This is a genomic window from Helicobacter sp. MIT 14-3879 (assembly GCF_003364125.1).
Window position 1 is genome coordinate 187,285 of the sequence record NZ_NXLP01000003.1, and the last position, 20,756, is coordinate 208,040.

26 protein-coding genes are annotated in these 20,756 nt (G+C 27.5%); 16 read left to right on the top strand and 10 right to left on the bottom strand.

Translation table 11 applies throughout. The features are described from left to right. Positions 1-7: 7 nt before the first annotated feature. From CQA44_RS03630 to CQA44_RS03660, 7 genes are all read left to right on the top strand, one after another. Positions 8-385 (top strand): winged helix-turn-helix domain-containing protein, encoded by a 378-nt coding sequence (locus CQA44_RS03630; protein ID WP_115545920.1) that lies wholly within the window; start codon positions 8-10, stop codon positions 383-385. 127 nt (positions 386-512) lie between these two features. Continuing rightward, positions 513-794: a Rod binding protein gene (locus CQA44_RS03635; protein ID WP_115545921.1), complete on the top strand. Its 282-nt coding sequence runs from the start codon at positions 513-515 to the stop codon at positions 792-794. 2 nt (positions 795-796) lie between these two features. Next, the gene (locus CQA44_RS03640; RefSeq protein WP_115545922.1) at positions 797-994 is read left to right on the top strand and encodes a hypothetical protein; all 198 of its coding nucleotides are present in this window, start codon (positions 797-799) and stop codon (positions 992-994) included. After that, on the top strand, positions 936-1,817 hold the full coding sequence (locus tag CQA44_RS03645) for an ATP-binding protein (protein WP_115545923.1): 882 nt from the start codon (positions 936-938) through the stop codon (positions 1,815-1,817). Before CQA44_RS03640 ends, CQA44_RS03645 begins: the two co-directional genes overlap by 59 nt. A gap of 81 nt (positions 1,818-1,898) precedes the next feature. Further along, positions 1,899-2,336 (top strand): DNA starvation/stationary phase protection protein, encoded by a 438-nt coding sequence (locus CQA44_RS03650; protein ID WP_115545924.1) that lies wholly within the window; start codon positions 1,899-1,901, stop codon positions 2,334-2,336. A gap of 31 nt (positions 2,337-2,367) precedes the next feature. Next, positions 2,368-3,660, top strand: a complete 1,293-nt coding sequence (hisD, locus tag CQA44_RS03655) for a histidinol dehydrogenase (RefSeq protein ID WP_115545925.1) — start codon at positions 2,368-2,370, stop codon at positions 3,658-3,660. 1 nt (position 3,661) lies between these two features. Beyond that, positions 3,662-3,916, top strand: a complete 255-nt coding sequence (locus tag CQA44_RS03660; protein WP_115545926.1) for a DUF2018 family protein — start codon at positions 3,662-3,664, stop codon at positions 3,914-3,916. A gap of 2 nt (positions 3,917-3,918) precedes the next feature. Here the strand turns inward: CQA44_RS03660 and CQA44_RS03665 are convergent, their stop codons facing one another. The 3 genes from CQA44_RS03665 to CQA44_RS03675 are packed head-to-tail and all read right to left on the bottom strand — an operon-like array spanning position 3,919 to position 6,328. Then, positions 3,919-5,076, bottom strand: a complete 1,158-nt coding sequence (locus tag CQA44_RS03665) for a replication-associated recombination protein A (protein ID WP_115545927.1) — start codon at positions 5,074-5,076, stop codon at positions 3,919-3,921. Positions 5,077-5,079: 3 nt separating this feature from the next. After that, positions 5,080-5,439, bottom strand: a complete 360-nt coding sequence (locus CQA44_RS03670; RefSeq protein ID WP_115545928.1) for a heat shock protein transcriptional repressor HspR — start codon at positions 5,437-5,439, stop codon at positions 5,080-5,082. Positions 5,440-5,461: 22 nt separating this feature from the next. Continuing rightward, complete coding sequence (locus tag CQA44_RS03675; protein ID WP_115545929.1) at positions 5,462-6,328, bottom strand: DnaJ C-terminal domain-containing protein; 867 nt, start codon at positions 6,326-6,328, stop codon at positions 5,462-5,464. A 151-nt stretch (positions 6,329-6,479) separates the two neighbouring features. On the opposite strand from CQA44_RS03675, the gene exbB reads away from it, so the two are divergent. Genes exbB through CQA44_RS03695 form a run of 5 tightly spaced genes read left to right on the top strand, consistent with a single transcriptional unit; the run spans position 6,480 to position 10,264 of the window. Continuing rightward, positions 6,480-6,917, top strand: a complete 438-nt coding sequence (exbB, locus tag CQA44_RS03680; protein ID WP_115545930.1) for a TonB-system energizer ExbB — start codon at positions 6,480-6,482, stop codon at positions 6,915-6,917. Positions 6,918-6,929: 12 nt separating this feature from the next. Beyond that, on the top strand, positions 6,930-7,319 hold the full coding sequence (locus tag CQA44_RS03685) for a biopolymer transporter ExbD (protein ID WP_115545931.1): 390 nt from the start codon (positions 6,930-6,932) through the stop codon (positions 7,317-7,319). Between the two features lie 25 nt (positions 7,320-7,344). After that, on the top strand, positions 7,345-7,521 hold the full coding sequence (locus CQA44_RS12480; RefSeq protein ID WP_181881766.1) for a hypothetical protein: 177 nt from the start codon (positions 7,345-7,347) through the stop codon (positions 7,519-7,521). 34 nt (positions 7,522-7,555) lie between these two features. Next, entirely contained in the window at positions 7,556-9,550 is a 1,995-nt protein-coding gene (locus tag CQA44_RS03690) for a hypothetical protein (RefSeq protein WP_115545932.1), read from the top strand. A gap of 6 nt (positions 9,551-9,556) precedes the next feature. Next, complete coding sequence (locus tag CQA44_RS03695; RefSeq protein WP_115545933.1) at positions 9,557-10,264, top strand: OmpA family protein; 708 nt, start codon at positions 9,557-9,559, stop codon at positions 10,262-10,264. Between the two features lie 2 nt (positions 10,265-10,266). Here CQA44_RS03695 and CQA44_RS03700 read toward each other — a convergent pair whose 3' ends face one another. The 5 genes from CQA44_RS03700 to CQA44_RS03720 are packed head-to-tail and all read right to left on the bottom strand — an operon-like array spanning position 10,267 to position 14,116. Then, positions 10,267-11,589: an MATE family efflux transporter gene (locus CQA44_RS03700; RefSeq protein ID WP_115545934.1), complete on the bottom strand. Its 1,323-nt coding sequence runs from the start codon at positions 11,587-11,589 to the stop codon at positions 10,267-10,269. After that, the gene (locus tag CQA44_RS03705) at positions 11,586-12,455 is read right to left on the bottom strand and encodes a carbon-nitrogen hydrolase (RefSeq protein ID WP_115545983.1); all 870 of its coding nucleotides are present in this window, start codon (positions 12,453-12,455) and stop codon (positions 11,586-11,588) included. The genes CQA44_RS03700 and CQA44_RS03705 overlap by 4 nt, the downstream gene beginning before the upstream one ends. A 14-nt stretch (positions 12,456-12,469) precedes the next feature. After that, on the bottom strand, positions 12,470-12,604 hold the full coding sequence (locus tag CQA44_RS13160) for a highly acidic protein (protein WP_115545935.1): 135 nt from the start codon (positions 12,602-12,604) through the stop codon (positions 12,470-12,472). Positions 12,605-12,614: 10 nt separating this feature from the next. Then, entirely contained in the window at positions 12,615-13,436 is an 822-nt protein-coding gene (gene fabI, locus CQA44_RS03715; RefSeq protein WP_115545936.1) for an enoyl-ACP reductase FabI, read from the bottom strand. Then, a complete protein-coding gene (locus tag CQA44_RS03720) occupies positions 13,433-14,116 on the bottom strand; it encodes a triose-phosphate isomerase (protein WP_115545937.1) in 684 nt (227 codons plus the stop codon). The genes fabI and CQA44_RS03720 overlap by 4 nt, the downstream gene beginning before the upstream one ends. Positions 14,117-14,180: 64 nt before the next feature. Here CQA44_RS03720 and CQA44_RS03725 point away from each other — a divergent pair, with 64 nt between their 5' ends. Next, positions 14,181-15,356 carry a hypothetical protein gene (locus CQA44_RS03725; protein ID WP_115545938.1) on the top strand — a complete coding sequence of 392 codons (1,176 nt, stop codon included), beginning with the start codon at positions 14,181-14,183 and terminating at the stop codon, positions 15,354-15,356. Between the two features lie 86 nt (positions 15,357-15,442). On the opposite strand, the gene kcuS is transcribed toward CQA44_RS03725, so the two are convergent. Both kcuS and CQA44_RS03735 read right to left on the bottom strand, forming a co-directional pair. Continuing rightward, complete coding sequence (gene kcuS / locus CQA44_RS03730; protein WP_115545939.1) at positions 15,443-15,652, bottom strand: KCU-star family selenoprotein; 210 nt, start codon at positions 15,650-15,652, stop codon at positions 15,443-15,445. 15 nt (positions 15,653-15,667) lie between these two features. Next, complete coding sequence (locus CQA44_RS03735; RefSeq protein ID WP_115545940.1) at positions 15,668-17,866, bottom strand: carbon starvation CstA family protein; 2,199 nt, start codon at positions 17,864-17,866, stop codon at positions 15,668-15,670. Positions 17,867-18,107: 241 nt separating this feature from the next. Here CQA44_RS03735 and truD point away from each other — a divergent pair, with 241 nt between their 5' ends. The 3 genes from truD to folE are packed head-to-tail and all read left to right on the top strand — an operon-like array spanning position 18,108 to position 20,754. Next, positions 18,108-19,220 (top strand): tRNA pseudouridine(13) synthase TruD, encoded by a 1,113-nt coding sequence (truD, locus tag CQA44_RS03740; RefSeq protein ID WP_115545941.1) that lies wholly within the window; start codon positions 18,108-18,110, stop codon positions 19,218-19,220. A gap of 22 nt (positions 19,221-19,242) precedes the next feature. Further along, entirely contained in the window at positions 19,243-20,169 is a 927-nt protein-coding gene (htpX, locus tag CQA44_RS03745) for a zinc metalloprotease HtpX (RefSeq protein ID WP_115545942.1), read from the top strand. A gap of 12 nt (positions 20,170-20,181) precedes the next feature. Next, positions 20,182-20,754: a GTP cyclohydrolase I FolE gene (gene folE / locus CQA44_RS03750; RefSeq protein WP_115545943.1), complete on the top strand. Its 573-nt coding sequence runs from the start codon at positions 20,182-20,184 to the stop codon at positions 20,752-20,754. The last annotated feature ends 2 nt before the right edge of the window (positions 20,755-20,756 follow it).

Genomic DNA, 20,756 nt, shown 5'->3' on the forward strand with positions numbered 1-20,756 from the left:
TTTAATGATGAATGTTTATGGAAGGTTTTGGATAAAAAAAGATGATAAAAATTATCTTGGTATAGGTAGAGTAGAACTTTTAAAGGGTATAGTTAAAACTGGCTCTATTGCACAGAGTGCAAAAGCTATGCGTATGAGCTATAAGGCTGCTTGGGATAGTATTGATGCAATTAATAATCTTTCCTCATCTCCGCTTGTGAAAAGCTTTATTGGCGGTCAAGGTGGCAGTGGGACAAAATTGACAGAAGATGGACTAAAGGCAATTGATGCTTTTGATGAGTTTCAAAATGCAAAAGATACTTTTTGTGGCTATTTTAGTAATATTAAAGATTTGGATGATTTGAAAAATAGGGCTATTGATTTTCAAAAAATGCTAAATAAATAAATTTTTAAGTCTTAATCAATAAGCTAAAATTTATTATATTTTTTAAATTGTATAACTTTGGATATTTTTATTATTTTAGGAATATATTTTGCTTGTTTTAAAGAAATATTTTTTTATAAGGATTTAAATGCAAATTAATCCACAAATTTACAATAAGCCAATAGAATATATAAATAAGAATGCCTCTGATGTTAAATTAAAAGAGCAAACAGATTCCTTTGAAGCTTTGATTTTGAAGTATATGCTGGATTCTGCTTTAAAGTTTGATGATCATCTGTATCCCAAAGAAGTTGGTTCTGAAATTTATCAATCAATGTATAAAGATAGTATTGCCCAATCACTAAGTGGCTCATTTGGGTATAGTGAATTATTATTTAATTATCTAAAAGATATTCAAAAAGAGGTTTAGTTTTGGAGAGTTTTGAGGATATTTTTAAAGAAATTATCTCAAATGCCAAAACAAAAGACCGAAGAGATTCTACTATCAAAATTTTAGATGAATTTATAAAGCAAATAGATAGGGCAGAATGCGAGTTTAACAACTTAAAAGATGTATTTAGTTTTAGAGGCACTTCCTCATCCAATATGGGTGATAAACCAAGATGGTAGCTATTTTTATTATAACTCTTATGCAAAGAAAATCGATTCTATTTTAAAAGTTTGTCCAATTGATTTTGTGGAATGTGAAATTCTTTTTAATAAAGAATATTATTTAATGAAAAAAAATAATAATAATGATAAGATATTAATTACAGCTACAAATATAACAAATGAAAAGCAAAAAGAAAGATTAGCTTCTATGGGGCAAATTTCAGCTCATTTAGCACACGAGATTCGTAATCCAATAGGTGCTATTACATTAATGATTTCTAGTATTTTAAAGCAGGACTTAGATTATAAAACTAAAATTTATATTTTAGAGATGAAAAAAGCAACTTGGAGGGTAGAGCGATTAATAAATGCTACATTATTGTTTTCAAAAGGTGTAAAATCACTAAAACAAAGTTTTTCTAGCAATATTATTAAAGAAAGTATAGAAGATTCTATTATTTATTGCGATTATTCTAAGAATATTGATTTTGTTTATAATATTAAATGTGATGAAATTGTTTGCGATAGAGAGCTTTTAAATTTGTTATTGCAAAATCTTATATTAAATGCTATAGAGGCAATTGAAGATAGTGAAGAAGTAGATGTAGGAGTAATTAAGATTGAGTTTATTAAAGAAAATAAAATACAATATTTAAAAATATATGATAATGGTAATGATGCTATTGATACAGAAAATTTATTTGAAGCTTTCAAAAGCACAAAAGTAAAAGGAAATGGTCTAGGACTTGCTTTATGTAAGCAAATAGCACAGGCTCACAATGGAGAGATAAGTTATATTAAAAATCCTAATAAGCATTTTTTAGTTAGTCTTTTAATTTAAATTACTTTAATTTTATGTTATTATTTTTAATCTAAACAATAAAAAATATTGTTTAGAAAATTCGAGCATTAAGGATTAGAAATGTCAAAAGTAGTTGCAGCTTTAAAACAGATTCAATCTGATAGTATAGTTTTTTATATGAAATTGCATAATTTACATTGGAATGTAAAAGGTTTATTGTTTAAGCCAATCCATGAGAGTACAGAAGAAATTTATGAAAATTTTGCTGATGTGTTTGATAGCGTTGCAGAGAGAGTGTTGCAACTAGGAGATAAACCTTATGTAACTCTTTCTGATGTATTAAAAAATGCTAAGATTAAAGAAGAAAGTTCTACTAAGTTTAGTGGTGAAGAAGTTTTAAATATAATCTTGAGTGATTTTGAATATTTTATGGATAGTTTTAAAAAATTATCAGATGAAGCAGAAAAAGTAGGTGATACAACTACTACAGATTATGCAAATGGAATTTTAGCTCAATTAGAAAAAAATATTTGGATGCTTAAAGCACAGCTTTCATAAAAGCCACTTTTGTGGCTAGAATAGGATATTTATGCAAGTATTAGACACATTAGATAGCACATTTAGCTCTAAATTTAAGGCTATATTAAATCGTGGCAATATAGATATGCAAAATGTTTCAAAAATAGTATCAAATTTGCTAGATGATATTAAAAATAATGGGAATGAGGCATTATTATCACATATTAGGAAATTTGATGAATGGAATCCAGAGAGTTTTAAAGATATTATTATTGATACAAAAGATATGCAAAATGCTTATAATGATATCTCTAAATCTCTACGAGAAGCCCTAAAACTAGCATATGATAGAATTGTAAGTTACCATATAAAGCAAAAAAGTAAATCTTGGATTGATTTTGAAGATAATGGCACGATTTTAGGGGTTAAAGTTACACCTGTATCACGTGCAGGATTGTATATACCAGGTGGAAAGGCTGCATATCCTAGCTCTCTTTTAATGAATGCTATCCCTGCAATTGTGGCTGGAGTTAAAGAAATTGCAGTTTGTTCTCCTGCACCATTTAACAAACCAAATAACCTTCTTTTAGCAGCTATGCATATCTGTAATATTTCTGAAGCTTATAAAGTTGGGGGGGCTAGTGCCATAGGGTTTATGGCGTATGGAAGTGGTAGTATGAAAAAAGTTGATGTAATAACAGGACCCGGAAATATCTATGTAGCTTGCGCTAAAAAGCTTGTTTTTGGAGATGTTAATGTTGATATGATTGCAGGACCAAGTGAAATAGGCATAATTGCAGATTCTAGTGCAAATGTAAAATATCTAGCATTTGATTTATTATCACAAGCAGAACATGATGAAATGGCTAGTTCAATTTTAGTAACAAATGATAGAGCTCTTGTAGAGAATCTAAAAAATGAGTTAGATTTAAGATTAAAGGAATTAAAAAGATATGAGATAACATCAAAATCAATTCAAAATAGAGGATATATTATAATTACTCAATCAATCGAGGAATCTATTAATATTATGAATGAAATTTCTCCCGAACATTTAGAGGTTTTAACAAGCAATTCGTATGAATTATTACCATATATTACAAATGCAGGTGCAATTTTTCTAGGGCAATATACACCAGAGGCAATAGGAGATTATATAGCAGGTCCGAATCATACTTTGCCAACAGGTGGAAGTGCGAAGTTTTTCTCACCACTTAGCATTGATAATTTTATTAAAAAAAGTTCAATCATTAGCTTTTCTAAAAATGCTATTAACAAAATAGGAAAACATTGTGCATTATTAGCCGATAGTGAAGGTTTAGAAGCACATAGAAAATCAATTGAAATAAGATTGGAGAAATAAAATGGATATTTTTGATGAGCTTTTTAGTAGCGAGCCAATGGAACATTTAGTAAAAATTTTACAAAATGCCTCTCCACGAGCTATACAAAATACATTAGATGTATTTTTTAGCGAGTATGCAGCATTAAGTATTCTTGTTGAAGAAAATAATTTAGAAGATAAAATATTAGAATCTAAGAGTAATGATAAAGTTAAAACTTTCAAACAAGATTTAGCAATAAGACTTATGTCAGATATTCTAAGTCAGGGTGATTAGAGTTATTTATTAATATTTTTAATTTTTTCCAACCACTCTTGCAATGTCTTTTCAAACCCAATGTTGCTCCATTGTACAAAATTGTATTCTTCTTCTAAATATTTTTGTTTCACAAAGCCTCCAAAATCGTGAGGATATTTGTAATTTTTATTAAAATGTTTTATATTTTCTGGAACTCTCATAGTCTTGTTTTTTTCTACATACTCTATAGCTTTATTTATCGCTTTATATGCTGTATTTGATTTTGGAGATGCAACTAGGTAAAGAACACATTGTGATAGTATTATTCTAGATTCAGGATATCCTATTTTTGAAACACTTTGCATCGTGCTTGTAGCTATATTTAGTGCATTTGGATTTGCATTTCCTATATCTTCACTCGCAAGTATAACAAGCCTCCTTGCAATGAATTCTGCACTTTCTCCAGCATTAATAAGCCTAGCTAGATAATAGATGCTTGCATTTTCATCACTTCCTCTAATGCTTTTAATTAATGCTGAAATTAAGTCATAATGGACACTTTCTTCACTAACCCCTTCACTTATAGGTTTAATTTTTTTTAAAGATTCTAAACTTAGATTATCTCTTGAAATTGAAAGTAAATTCAACATAGCCCTAGCATCTCCATTACTTGATGAGATTATGTAATCTTTAGCTTCTTTATCTATGTGTAGTTCATACTTTCTAATATTTAATTCTAAAATCTCTTTTAATTCATCTTTAGACAATGGATAAAATTCAAAAATCATAGACCTAGAGCGAATAGCACCTGTGAGTGCAAAATATGGATTTTGTGTTGAAGCACCAATAAATATTGCATCAAAATTTTCCATAAATGGCAGTAAAACTTCTTGCTGTGCTTTGTTTAGTCGATGAAATTCATCTATAAAAATTATTTGTTTTAATAAAGAATCTTTTGTAATACTTTTTCTTAAATCTTCTATTTTTAATGAGGTGGCATTAAATTCTATAAAACTTACACCAAGCTCTTTGCTTAATATTCTAGCTAAAGATGTCTTTCCACAACCAGGAGGTCCAAAGAAAAACATATGAATTAGTGTATTGTTTTCTATCATTTTTACAATTGGTGCATTAGCTCCAAGTAAGTGTCTTTGTCCTATGAATTCATTTAAATTACTAGGTCTATTTAATGCAAACATTAATTATTTTTTAAAAATGATAACATCATAAGAATTTCTTTTTATTGTAATATTGCTTTTAGGTTCATTTTGTTTATTGATATTTTGTTGTAAGTTTTCAATAGTCATATCAAGTTCATCAAGCTTATCTTTTAATCTAAGTATTATATCAACTCCTGCTAGATTTACCCCTAAATCACGAGTAAGTCGAAGGATAATTTTAATTTTATCAATATCTTTTTGAGAATAAAGTCTCATTTTTCCATCAGTCCTGCTTGGTTCAATGAGACCTTCTTTTTCATACTGCCTTAGAGTTTGTGGGTGGATTGATAGAATCTTTGCTACAACACTTATTAAAAATACAGGCTCTTCATAGCTATACATTTTGTTTTCCTTGTTTTTTATTTTAACCTGGGAGTTTTTCTCTCATAATATCTACTAGATTAGAATCTAGCTCTTCAATATTTGGTAGAATGATATTTGTAACTAAGTATAATTCCCCAATTGAATCATTTTTTCTATTTTTAATACCATGTTCTTTTAATCGGAATTTTTGATTATTTTTTGTATTTTTTGGAATTGTTAGATTAACTTCCTTATATGGTGTTTGAACTTTAATTTTTCCACCAAATATGGCAAGTTTCAAAGGAATATTAATGTTTTTTATTAGTGTTTCATCTTTTATTTCATATTCTTTTGATGGTGCAATTTTTACCTTTAAAAACAAGTCTCCACTTTGATTGTTTAGTTTTTTTCCTTTATTTTTTACTCTTAATTTTTCATTATTTTTAATACCTGCTGGAATCTTAATGTCAAAATTTCCCTCACTATAATGGTAATTACCTCCAAGTAAAGCACTCTCAAATGGTATAATAATTTCTTTTTGTATATTTAAATCTTCTCTACTAAAAACATTAAATCCACCCTCATTAAATCTACCTCCACTAAAACTCCCTGTATTAAATCCACCAAATCCACCACCAAAAATTTGACTTAAAATATCATCCAAATTTATATTTTGATTACTTCTTGCAAAATCACTAAAGTTTTGCCCACCAAACATGTTATCACCAAATTGGTCATATTGTGCTCGTTTTTTTTCATCACTTAGAATTTCATAAGCAGCATTAATTTCTTTAAATTTTTCTTCAGCATCTTTTTGTTTATTAACATCTGGGTGGTATTGCCTTGCAAGCTTTCTATAAGCTTTTTTTATTTCTTCACTTGAAGCATTTTGCGAAACTCCTAAAGTTGAGTATAAGCTCTTCTCCAAATATAACTCCTTAAAATATAAATATTAAGCGTCATTTTATCATAAAACTTTATAGCTTTAGACTAAAGTTTTATATATTTTAAATATTTATAAAAAATAAGCTAATTTGAGATAGAATCTTAAATATTTTAACGATTTTTAAGGAAAACAGATGATTGTAAAAGATTATCTAGAATATGGGATACTTGGAATTTTAATTTTGCTTAGCATTATTGTTTTAGCACTCATTTTGGAAAGAATCTACACATTTAAAAAGATTGATTATTTGGGATATTGTGATAGAAAAATGTTAGAAATTGATTTAACAAAAAATTTAACTTTAATTGCTACCATAGGCACAAATGCACCTTATATTGGATTGCTTGGAACGATTGGTGGGATAATGCTTACTTTTATTGAAATAGGCAATAGTAATATAATAAATTCACAAGCAATTATGACAGGTTTAGCACTAGCCCTAAAAGCCACAGCTTTGGGATTAATTGTAGCAATTCCTGCAATTGTTGGATATAATTTATTGCTTAGAAAAAGTGAGGTTTTACTTATGAAATGGGATATAGAATCTAGCAGTATTGATTATAATATTTAAAGAAATAATATTATGAAAAAGATAGATTCTCTAAATTTAATTCCATTTATTGATATAGTTTTAGTTTTGCTAGTTATAGTTTTAACAACAGCTTCGTTTATTAAACAAGATAGTATTAATGTTGATATACCAAAAATTGATAGTAAGAAAGATTCTAGCGATAGTTTAAATAAAGATGAGATAATAATTAGCATTAAAAAAGATGGCAAACTTTATTTTAATGATAATGAGGTGAGCTTAAATGAATTAAGATTCCAAATATCTAGGATTAAAAAAGATTCTAGTATTGTTATAAATGGAGATAAAAATAGTAATTTTGATAGTTTTGTAAAGATTATGTCAATGCTTCAAGAGTTAGGATATGAAAATGTATTTATACTAATAGATAAAGATAAAAGTTAGTAGAAGAAGAGGGGAGAAAATAATTATGTTTAGAGAAAATTATAGTATTGAATTAGTGTTATCTGCAATTATAACAATGGGGGTTATTTTAATGATAGTTAGAATCTATCTTAAGATTATTAATAGTAGAAATGATATAAGAAAGCCAGATTGGCTAAGTGATAGTGAATTTGAAGAAAAATTTGGTAGTAGAAAGAAATAGTATATGCGTAATTTATGTAATAAAAAGGAAATAGATGATAGTTAATATAATCTTTACCATAGTAATGCTTGTGTTAGCAATAATTGATATAAAAACTACTAAAAGTTCCAATCATAAGGATTTCAAATCTATAATCTTAACTATCGGTGTTCTTGGCACTTTTGTTGGTGTTTTTATTGGATTGCTTGATTTTGATATAAATAATATTGAAAGCTCTATTCCATTTTTACTAAATGGCTTAAAGGTAGCATTTTATACATCAATTGTGGGTATGAGTATTTCTGTTACCATTAGTATTTATCAAAGATTTGTTGGATTTAAGATTGAGAGTAAAGATAATCTTGATTTTATTACACTGCAAACAAAAAAATTAGATGATTTACAAAATATCTTACAAAGCAATAATGAAATTAAAAATGCAATTTTAAGTATTCCAAGTTCCAATGAAAAGCTCTTAGAAACTAACTTAGAATTATTAAATAAAATAACAAATTCTAATAACTCTCTAATAGAACAAATTGTAGAATTTAACACTTCTTTTTCTAAAAATATCATAAATTCTATTAAGGATATAGAATCTACATTAAACACTCATAATAAAAATTTAGCAGTTAAGCTAAACTCACTTCAAAATGATATGAATTCAAAAATGGATTCTGTAATCTTAAATATTTCTTCTCTTGATAAGAATATAAATTCAAATTTATTAATACTAAAAGAATTATTGTCAAATGCATTAATAAAACAAATCCAAGAAATTAATTTTAATATCTCAAAAGAGATTGAAAAACTTTCAAATAACTTTAGTTCTGATGTTATATGTGGAGTTAATAATCTATCTGAAACATTTAGTGATACAATTAATACCCATTTTAGTGAGAATTTTAAACGATTTAACAAGGCTGTGGATAATTTATTATCTTGGCAGATAGAGTATAAAAAAAGTGTATTAGATTCTAATGAAATACTTTCCCAATCTAGTATTAATATTGAAAATATTTCTAAAATAACAGACAACATATTAAATAGGGATGAAAAAACTATATCCCTTTATAAAGAAGTTGTTAGTATTATGAAAGATTATAAAGCTCAAAATATAGCCCTAGATAAAAAATTAAATGCTATTAGAGATTTAGGAAATGGTGCTTTAGAAGCATTAAAGTTTATGAATACATTTTTTAATGACCTAAATGCTCATTTGACAAGCACAAATGAAAATATTATCTTAAGTCTTAAAAATAGTAATGAGAATCTAATTTCAACTACACAAAAAAGCATTAAAGAAGTATTTTTTAACGCTATTAAGGAATTTGAAAGTAGTAATAAGAAAATTATCAATGAATTAAATGCTAGAGATAATTCTATTTATAATCAAATTGTTAGCTCTACAAAGGGTATAGAAGAATTAAGCAATATAATAATTAACAATAATAAATTAATAAGTCAAAGTTATCAAAAGCTAAATAAAGATGTAGAGATAAATACAAAAGCTATTAGCAAAAATACTAGTGAAATGATAAGTGAGATTAATAAAGACGGTATAAAGCATTTAAAAAATACAACAAAGCTTTATTTTGATGATATTTCAAATACACAATATAAAATATTAAATAATATGTCAAACCAAATAAGCAAGAATCAAGAAATGTTAGATTCTACCCTTATTACTATGGCTACAAAATATCTAGAATCTTTAGAACAAATTAGTATTTCTAGCATTGAGGCAAGCAAGGAGTTAAATTTAATTAATATTGAAAGTATTAGAAATTTAAATGATGAGATTGCAAATTATGTTAAAGAAAACTCTAATTTATTAAATAGCTCTAATTTAGAATTATTAAATATCTTAGAAATTCTTCAAAAACAAGTAGAAATAGCAATGGATAATACAAATAATATGCAGAATTCTGCTAAATCTTCTATAAAAGAGATAGAAGAGGCTTTAGTAAAAAGTAGCGATAGTTTTAAGGGTGATTATGAGTGGTTTTTACGGAGAGTAAGAGAACTTATAGGACAAAGACTAGGATAGTAAATAATGAAAAATTCATTTGAATGGATTAGTATCTCTGATATGTTTGCAGGAATTATGATGGTGTTTTTGCTAGTGGCAATTACATTTATGTTTGTATCACAAAAGCAAAGCAAGGAATTAATTCGTAAAAATAAAGAATTATCTACTCTAAATAACCATATGAGCGAAATTCTAAAAGCCTACTCAAACTTACAATTAAAGATTAATAGGGATTTAGTTAGAGAGTTTTCTAGTGACCTTAGTAAATGGAATGCCACTATTAATGATACAAATACTATTAGATTTAATGAACTAGATGCTATTTTTGAGATTGGTAAAGCTGATATTAGAGAAGATTTTAAAGTGATTTTAGATGATTTTTTTCCTAGATATATGGCAATAATTAATAAATATCGCAATGATATTGAAGAGATTGTAATTGAAGGACACGCCTCAAATATATGGAGAGGTGCAAATAGCCTTGATGATAGTTTTTTATTTAATGCAGTTCTTTCTCAAAACAGGGCTTTAAATGTTATGAGATATTGTTTTTTAAATAATACTACTAAAGATGAAAGAGATTGGCTTATGCGGATATTGCACTCAAATGGTATGTCTTTTTCTCAACCTTTAGAGAGTGAGGAGAAATCACGTAGAGTAGAGTTTCGCGTTATTACTAAGGCTTTTAACAATATTAAAAATATTATAGATTCTGATATTTTAAGAAATTAAAGTTATTTAAAAATATCATCAAAGTATTTTCTAAAAATATATAAAAATATAAATCCTCTAATAACTGTTTCAATTAGAATTATTAGATAAATATAGAGTATAGCCAAGTTTAGCTTTAAGCAAATATACATAGGTAGAATCCTGATGCTCCAAATTGATATAGTATTTATAAAAAGTGATATTTTAGTAGCCCCTGCACCTCTATATGCTCCATCAAGCACAAATATAAAAACGAGTGGAATTTGTGATATTCCAACGCATAATAAATACATTGTACTGCTATAAATTACTCTATCTCCTTTATTAAATAGATAACTTATATTATCTCCAAAAAATACCATTATTAATCCCATAACCCCCATAAAAATAGAAGCAAGAATTATAGTTGTATAGATAAATTGTTTTAGTAAGTCTTTTTTGTTTGCACCTAGATATTGCCCTGTGAGTGCCATAGAAGCCACCATAAACCCAAAACTAGGCATAAATGCAAATGCTTCTATTCTAGTTCCAATTTGAAATCCAGCTAAATCCTCACTTCCATAACTTGCAATAAATTTAGATATTAGGATTAGTGAGATTATTGTAAATGCCCTCTCAAATCCAACAGGCAATCCAATAGAAATACCTTTTTTAAGCAAATTAATATTAAAAAAATATATTAGTTTTAATTTAATATCTTTTTTTGTCAAAAATGCAAGTAATATTATTAGTTCAATGTAAGATACAATAAGGTTTGATATAGCTATTCCAACTATATCAAATGGCTCAAATAATATTCCAAAAATTAGAATGTAACTTAGCAATAAATTTAATATTGTAATAATTGTTTTAATGTAGAATGGTATTTTTGTATTTCCTGTTGCACTAAATGATGATATAATAATTCCTTTTAAGAGAATAGCTGGAATGCTAACAATAATAATATCAGTAAAGATTTCTCCTAAAAGCTGTGATGTAGTATCAACTCCAATCCAAGTAAAATAGCTTGAATAAAGTAATTTTGCAATAATATATATAGGAATTGATAAAATAATCACACCAAAAAACATACTTGATAGAACTTCATTCATTCTTTGGTAATCTTTTTTTCCATAAAGCCTAGATATTTGAGCATTTGTTCCTACAAAAAATAAATTTGTTATTGCATAAAGTAACATAAAAAAGTTAAGCCCAAGCCCAACTGCAATAATATGGAATTCAGATAATTTTCCCATTAGAAAAAAGCCAATTACAATATTCCCAATATCAAGTAGTGAATTTAGCCCAGCTGGAATTGCAATGTTTAGAATCTTTTTGCTACGGAGCTTGAAAGAATAACTACTCAATCAATATATCTTTTTGTTATTTTATTATAATATTCTATTCTTCTATCACGTAAAAATGGCCATATATTTCTAACTTTTTCAATTCTTTTTAAATCAATTTTTGCCTTTATTATCTCATCTTTATTTTCGCTTGCAAGTTTTATAATCTCACCCTGTGGTCCAAATATAAAGCTATTTCCCCAAAAGTTTATTTTACTTTTATTTTTTTCTTCATATTCAATACCACAACGATTTATACCAACTACAAAAATTCCATTTGCTATTGCGTGCCCCCTTTGCACCCCAAGCCACGCATCTAATTGCCTTTTTTGTTCATCTTTTGTATCATTTAAATCATAGCCAATAGCTGTTGGATATATTAAAATATCTGCCCCACCTAGTGCCATAAGCCTTGCTGCTTCAGGATACCATTGGTCCCAACATATTAAAACACCCAGTTTCCCAATAGATGTTTTTATAGGTGTGAAATCATTATCACCGGGCGTGAAATAAAATTTTTCATAAAATGAAGGGTCGTCTGGAATATGCATTTTTCGGTATTTACCTGCTATACTTCCGTCTTTATCAAAAACTACTGCAGTATTGTGATATAAACCCTTTGCCCTTTGTTCAAATAATGAAGATACTAAAACTACATTATTATATTTTGCAGCTTCACTAAATATATTAACTTCTTTTTCAAATTCTTTTGCGTATTTAAAGTATTTCACATCTTCACATTGGCAAAAATACTTATTTGTATGTAGTTCTTGCAATGCTATTAAATCAGCACCATTTTTGGAAGCTTTAGTAATCATTTTTAATGTAAAATCAATGCTTTCTTTTTTATTTCCTTTAAAGGAGTGTTGCAATAATGCTATATTAATCTCATTTTTTTTCATTATTCATCATCATTATATTCATCATCATTATAAGAATAATCATCCTCATCATAACTAAAGCCATTATCTTCACTAAATTCGTCTTCTTCAAAATCTTCCCAATTTTCATAATCATCATTTTCATAATCATTCATTTTAAACCTCCTATTCTTCTACATTATTCCAAGCTATTTGAATTTTACCATTTGCTTCTTTTGTAGCACACATTCCCATTATATTATATCCACAATCAACATAATGCACTTCGCCCGTAACTGCACTTGATAATGGAGATAATAAATACATAGCAGAATTACCAACTTCATCAATGCTCACATTTTTCTTTAATGCTGAATTTACCTCATTCCATTTTAGAATTAATTTAAAATCACCAATTCCACTTGCAGCTAATGTCCTAATAGGACCAGCAGATATAGCATTAATACGGATATTTCTTTCTCCTAATTCGTATGCTAAATATCTTACACTAGATTCTAATGCTGCCTTTGCTACACCCATAACATTATAATGTGTAATGTATTTATTTGCTCCAAGATAGCTTAGGGTTAATATAGAGGCATTTTCATTTAGTATTGGTAAAAGCTCCCTTACAAGCTCTATTAAAGAATATACAGAAATTTCTAGTGCTATCTTAAAACTTTCTTTAGATGTATTTAAGAATTTTCCATCTAATGCTTCTTTTGGTGCAAAAGCTACACTATGGACTAAAAAATCTATTTTGTCAAAATCTTTTTTGAGATTTTCTCTTAATGTTATAAAATGCTCTTTTTTAGCAACATCTAATTCATATATATTATTACTTTGAAATTCATTTGCTATCGGCTCAACTCTTTTTTTTATATTATCATTTAGGTATGTAAAAGCAAGTTTTGCACCTTCTTTATGGCAAGCTTTAGATATACCATAGGCTATAGATTTATTATTTGCAACACCGACAATTAATCCTTTTTTTCCCTCTAAAATCATTTCCCTTCCTTAATTATGTGATTAAACTTATTTATATTTAAGCTTGCATTACCGACTAAGATTCCATCTGTGATTTTAAGTATATCTTTTGCATTATCTTCATTTACACTACCTCCGTAAATAATAGGTGCTTTGGATAGTGTTTTTAGGTATGATATACAATCTTTTATTTGGTTAAGCTCTGCATTTACTCCTGTCCCAATAGCCCAAATAGGCTCATAAGCTATTATTAGATTTTTATAATTTAAATCTATTACCTCTAATTGCTTTTTTAAAAATTCTAATTCTTTATTACTATTCCTAATTTCTAAACTTTCACCAATACAATAAAATATACAAAATTTTTGTTCTTTAAAAAAATGAAATTTTTTCGCACAAATATCATCACTTTCTAAAAATAGATTTCTTCTTTCACTATGTCCTATTATGATTGTATTAATCTCAAACTCCTCTAAATGCTTTAGAGTGATTTCTCCTGTAAAAGCACCATTTTGTGCAAAATAGCAGTTCTGAGCTCCAAGGGTTATATTGTTAAAATTATTTTCAACAATGGAGCTTATTGCTGGAAATATAAATATTTTGTGATTAGTTTTTATATGATTTAGTTTATTAAGGTATGAGATAGTTTCTTTTCTATTGAAGTTAGATTTAAAATTACCTGCGATTATTTTTTCATCCATTTAATAATCCTTTTTTAAATTATTGTAGAATTCTAACAAATTCTATAAGGAAAATATCTAAATTATGTTTTATGAAAAAATAAAAAAACAAATAAAAAAGAAGTCATCTATATGGTTTAGCACAATTATACCATCTAAAATTCCAGAATTTTGTGTTTATGATGTGAAAGAGCCTATTTTATTCTTATATTTTGTAAATGGTGATATTTTTTATATTTCTAATAAAAGTGATAAAGTTTTTAATGAAGTAAAAATTGATGAAATAATAAAAGTAGGAATACATAATAATGAATTTGGTTTTTATCCTGTAATGAAGGATTCTGAATTTTTTAAGAATAAATATGAGTTAAATACATTTAAATTCATTGAATTGATAATTGCAAATAATTTAAATATGATAGTAAGTAGAATCTTTGATGAGATTAAGTTTTTTGAAGATAAGGTTTTAGAATATAAGATGCTTTATCTGTTAAAATTAAAAGATTTAATTTGTAATATTGAATTTAATGATGAATTTAATATATTAAAAATAAATGATAATTTAAGGTGGGAGAGTGAAAATACACTAAAATATACGATAAGTCAAATTGTGCAAAATAATTTAATAGATTCTAAGCAAAATATTTTTGATATTTTATTTAAAGATGGAATCTATGATACAGAACCTTTATTAGAGAATAATCACTATACAAAGCAAGATATGCTAAAAAATTATTATAATAAATCAAATCTATCAGATAACACTTTAGAGCATAAAGCTAAAATTATTATCAACAATAGAATATTTTTTATCACTTATTTTATAGATTCTATTTTTCTACAATATAACATTAGTAAAAAAATGTTTGCAAATGCAAATATTTCTATTAAAGGTATTGATTTATGTGGCTATCAAGATATTTTGTATTCAAATAATGATTTAAAAGTAGAATTTGGTATTGATGAAATCCTAATTTACAATCAACAAAAAAGCAATATTGTATTACATAGCATTTATAGTGTTTTTATTTTAAGTGAAAAACAAAATGTAGTAAGTATGGAAAATCTAAATTTAGTTATAGAAGACAGTGTATCATTTGAGCTAGACTTGGTATTAAAAGATTTACATCTATACTTGGATTATAAACTACAACATAAAGTTGAAATTATTTATTCTACTACTGAAAACAAAAGGAAATTAGTTGGAAGTAGTAGCTATACAATAAGCGATATTTGCAATAATATTTTTTCTTTAAAATAAAAAGTATTAACAACCTTTATTAATGTTTTTAAAATATAGGCATTAAGCTAAAATTTTGGCGTGGTAAAACTTTACCCTAAATTAGCTTAACAACATTTCGAGCCACCTTGTCCATATTTATTCTCTAAAGCTTCCTTAAAAAAATCTCTTTGAGATTTTGGAACTTTATCTGGGTGATTTTTTTTCATATGCTCTACATATTTATCATAGCTAGGCATTCCCACCAAAAGGTGAAAAAACCTATCAGATTTTTTGTAGAGATTTTTTATTTTATTTAATAACGAATTATTTATCATCTCTATAGCTTTATTTTACCCATGTGCAGCAATTTTACCTTCATAATCACTAGCATTTTTATATGGAGATTCTGCTAGAGGCGGCTCTTGAGCTTTACCACTAATTGCACGCCAACATACTCTTATGGTTGCAAGTAATACAATTATTGTAATAAACATAAAGATTCCACAAAGTATTGCATTCATTAGGTTATTACTTGCAATCAATCTATCACTAGCAGCTTTTTTTAACACTGCTTCTTTTTCTTCCCCATCATTCATTGTTTGTGCTTTTGCTATTAACTCATCAGCAGACCTACTTTTAATTTGATAGTTTGCTATATGGCTTACAGAATCGTGGATTTTTTCTCCGTTTTCAGGAAGTAATTTTTGAACTCCAGCACTCATAGTTGATACTAGTACCCAAATAACAGGCACTATAACAACCCACGCTACTTTTCCTTTACCCATTTTAAATAGCACACTAACTCCTAATAATAAGGCAATTCCAGCTAAGAGTTGATTGCTTACACCAAATAGAGTCCAAAGTGACTTTATTCCACCTTGAGGATCAGTAATACCTTGATATAGTATATATCCCCACGCTATTACACATATTAATGTTGCTATAATCCCCATAGGATAAGAGCTAATATTTGCCATAGGCTTATAGACATTTCCCAAAACATCTTGCACCATAAATCTTCCAGCTCTTGTTCCTGCATCAACAGCAGTTAATATAAATAGTGCTTCAAAAAGTATTGCAAAGTGATACCAAAATGCAATTGAGCCACTATTAAACAAAGGCATTTCTGCAATAATACTAGCAAAACCTATAGCAAAAGTAGGTGCTCCACCTGTTCTACTTAATATACTAGGCTCACCTACCTCTTTTGTAAATGTTATTATATCTTGAGGGTTGATTTGAAAGATTCCATTTGCCCAACTATTTATTGTATTTGCTGCTGTAGCTGCTGCTGCAGCGTATGCTTCTGGTTTATTTATTAAATCAAGCCCACCCATTCCCATAGTTCCTAATCCAGCAGGAGCTACGTTTATTGTAAAGTAAAGACCTGGAGTTAGAATTATTGCTGCTATTAAAGCCATAACACCAACCATAGATTCCATAAGCATTGAGCCATATCCAACCATTCTTGCGTGAGATTCTTTCTCTAACATTTTTGGGGTTGTTCCACTAGAGATTAAAGCGTGAAATCCGCTTATAGCACCACAGGCAATGGTAATAAATAAGAATGGAAATAACTTTCCAGCAAATACAGGTCCGCTTCCATCAATATATTGAGTTATACTAGGCATATTAATGTGAGGTTGAACTATTAAAATAGCAATTGCCATAATAATAATTACACCAATTTTTAAGAAAGTGCTTAAATAATCTCTAGGCGCAAGTAGAAACCATACAGGTAAAATTGCTGCCACAAATCCATAGATTATCATAATATATGTTAGATTTACTGGACTAACTTTAAATACTTCCCTCCAATATGGGTCAGCACCTACATTATTACCAAAATATAATGCAGCAATTAATAATACAAAGCCAATTATACTAGCCTCGCCAATTTTACCAGGACGAATAAATCTCATATGAATTCCCATATATATTGCTATGGGAATTGTCATTGCTATTGTAAATAATCCCCAAGGAGATTCTGCAAGGGCATTTACAACGACAAGCGCAAGTATTGCAATAATTAACATCATAATTCCAAGTATCCCAATCATAGCAATTGTTCCTACACCACTTCCTAATTCAAGCTTTATCATTTCCCCTAGGCTTTTTCCATCTCTTCTTGTGGATAAAAATAGAACTACGAAGTCATGAACTGCTCCTGCTAGAACAACACCGACAACTAGCCAAATCATACTAGGTAAATATCCCATTTGTGCTGCAAGTATTGGACCTACTAATGGACCTGCACCAGCTATAGCTGCAAAATGATGCCCAAAAAGCACTATTTTATTTGTAGGGACAAAATCTCTCCCATCATTTCTAACTACTGCTGGAGTAGCTCTATTATCATCAAGTCCTAATACTTTTAATGCAATGTATTTACTATAAAATCTATAAGCAATTGCATAGATGCATACTGCTGCTATCACAAACCAAACAGCATTTATACTCTCACCTTTATGTAGTGCTAAAACACCAAAACAACTAGCACCAATAAAAGCTATAATAGCCCATAAGATATAGCTTAGTATTTTATTCATTTTTACTCCATTTTACAGACTTTAAGTCTTTATTAATCTATTTTTAATTATAGACGCTTTAATTATATTGTAATAAAAGCAATATTAGTTTGATTTATTTAAAATAAAATCAAAAAAAGGTTATAAATACTCTATTTGTTAAAAATTATTATTAAAAATGTTTAAATAAAATTAATTTACAAAGAAAAAATATTAGGCAATAATTTTAGCTATTAAATCAAAAACTTTGAAGAAGTGAATTATGGAATATTTGAATTACTTAAATCATTCACCAATTAATTTTTATTTTGTTAAAAATTCAAAAAATTTTGTAGTAGAAGAGATTCCGCTTTATAACTTTAGCGGTAGTGGAGAGCATCTTATACTAAAAGTTAGAAAGAAAAATATAAGCACAAATGAAATGCTAAATATATTTAGTAAAAATTTAAATATTAAAAGAAATGAAATAGGCTATGCGGGGTTAAAAGATAAGCATTCATTGAGTATTCAATATATTTCTATTAACAAAAAATTTACTAAAAATATAGAAAAGTTAGATATTGAAAATATTAAGATTTTGGATTCTACATATCACAACAATAAGCTTAAATTAGGGCATTTAAGTGGAAATAAATTTTATATTCGCATAAAAAAATTAAATTTTGTTGATGCAAATAAAATACAAGAAGTTTGTAAAATTATCTCACAAAATGGAATGCCAAATTATTTTGGGATTCAGAGATTTGGTAAAAATAAAGATAACTATAAGGAGGGTAGGGATATTTTAGAGGGTAAGTTAAAAATAAGAGATAAAAAAATATCTAAATTTTTAATTAGTTCATTTCAAAGTTATCTCTTTAATAATTGGCTAAAAGATAGAATAAAATTTTGCAAGATTCTAGAATCTTTTAATCCAAAAGAAATTCAAACTATGCTTAAAAAAGATATTACTTTATCTTTAGATGAAATAATAAGCCTTAAATCTCAAAAGCATTTTTTTAAAATACTTAAAGGTGATATAATGAGGTTTTACCCAAATGGAAAGCTTTATTATAAAGATAATAAAGATATATTAGAAGTAGAAAGATTTAATTTAAGAGAGCTTGTTCCAACAGGTCTGTTATGTGGGAGTAAAACAATAAAATCTAATAATTTAGCTGCTTTTTTTGAAAATAAATTTATTGATAATTTGCTAGATAAAGAGCTTGGTGATAGAAGATTTGCTTGGGTTTTTGTAGAAAATCTTAAGTTTAGATATAAAAAAGAAATTGCAAATGGAGAATTTAATTTTACTTTACCAAAGGGTAGCTATGCTACAATATTTTTAAATATATTAAGCAATAATCTGAAAATTTTAGAATCTAATATATCTTAGAATCTAACAATAGGAGGGAAAAATGAATTTTGAAAATATAATTAGACAAAATAAAAATAAAACAAATGCTGTCTTAGCTACATATATTATAATTTTTATCCTCATTGGCTTATTGGTTGATATAGTTAGGATAAATGCTTCAAGTTTAGGCGGTGGATTTGCTGATTTGCTAAGCTTTAGAGAGATTCCAATAGTTACTTTATGTATGTTTAGTGTGGCAGCAGTAATTATTGTTATTATGGTGGTAAATTTTAAAAAAATTATGCTAAGTGGAAATGAATACAAATTAGTCAATCCAAATAGAGTTTTAAGTAAGAGGGAATCTGATTTATATGATATTTTAGAAGAATTAGTTAGGGATTCTAAAATAGAATTTATACCTGAACTTTATATTATTGATGCAGAGTATATGAATGCTTTTGCTAGTGGGTGGAATGAGGATAACTCTTTAATTGCTGTAACTATGGGGTTGATACAAAAACTAGATAGAGATGAGTTAAAGGCTGTTGTAGCACACGAATTAAGCCACATTAGACATGGAGATATTCGCTTAACTCTTTGTGTAGGAATTTTAAGCAATATAATGCTTTTAGTAGCAAATTATTCAATATTCTTATTTGCTAGAGGTAATAATAACTCTGGGGCAGGGCTTGCTAGAATAATATTATTAGTTTTACAGATTGTTTTACCTTTTATTACATTATTTTTACAGATGTATTTAAGTAGGAGTAGGGAATATATGGCAGATAGTGGGGCGGCATATATAATGAATGATAGTTCGCCAATGATTAGAGCATTACAAAAGATTAGTGGGGATTATAATAAGAGTGATTATAGTAATGCCGATATTAATCCAACAAGAAGAGCTGCATATATATTTGACCCAAAAGAGGCTTTTAGCACACATCCTAGCATTAAAAATAGAATTAAAGCGTTACTTGGACAATAAGAGGATATTTTAATGCAAAATAATAAAAATGAATTTAACTCTTTTTTTGATTGTTTTTTTAAATATATTAAAGAAGACAAAAATAGAGAAGGATTAATAAATACTCCAAATAGAGTTGTGAAGTCTTGGGAGAAATTATATAGTGGTTATAATAAAAATCCATTAGAATTATTAAATGCAACTCTTTATAATGAAAATTATGATGAAATGGTAGTTTTGAAAAATATAGAGTTTTATTCTATGTGTGAGCATCATATATTACCATTTTTTGGGAAAATTTCTATTGGATATATACCAAATTCAAAGTTAGTTGGAATCTCTCATTTAGTAGAGTTAGTAGAGATATTTTCTAAAAGGCTTCAGATTCAAGAGAGATTAAATGAACAAATAACTTCTAGCATTTGGGAAGCTCTGAAGCCCAAGGGTGTTATGGTTGTAATTGAAGCTACACATTTATGTATGATAATGCAGGGTGGTATTGAGAAAAAAAATTCAACAATAATAACAAGCTCTCTTAGAGGCACATTTAAAAATGATGCAAGAAGTAGGGCAGAATTTATGTCTCACATTAATAGCTCATACTAAAC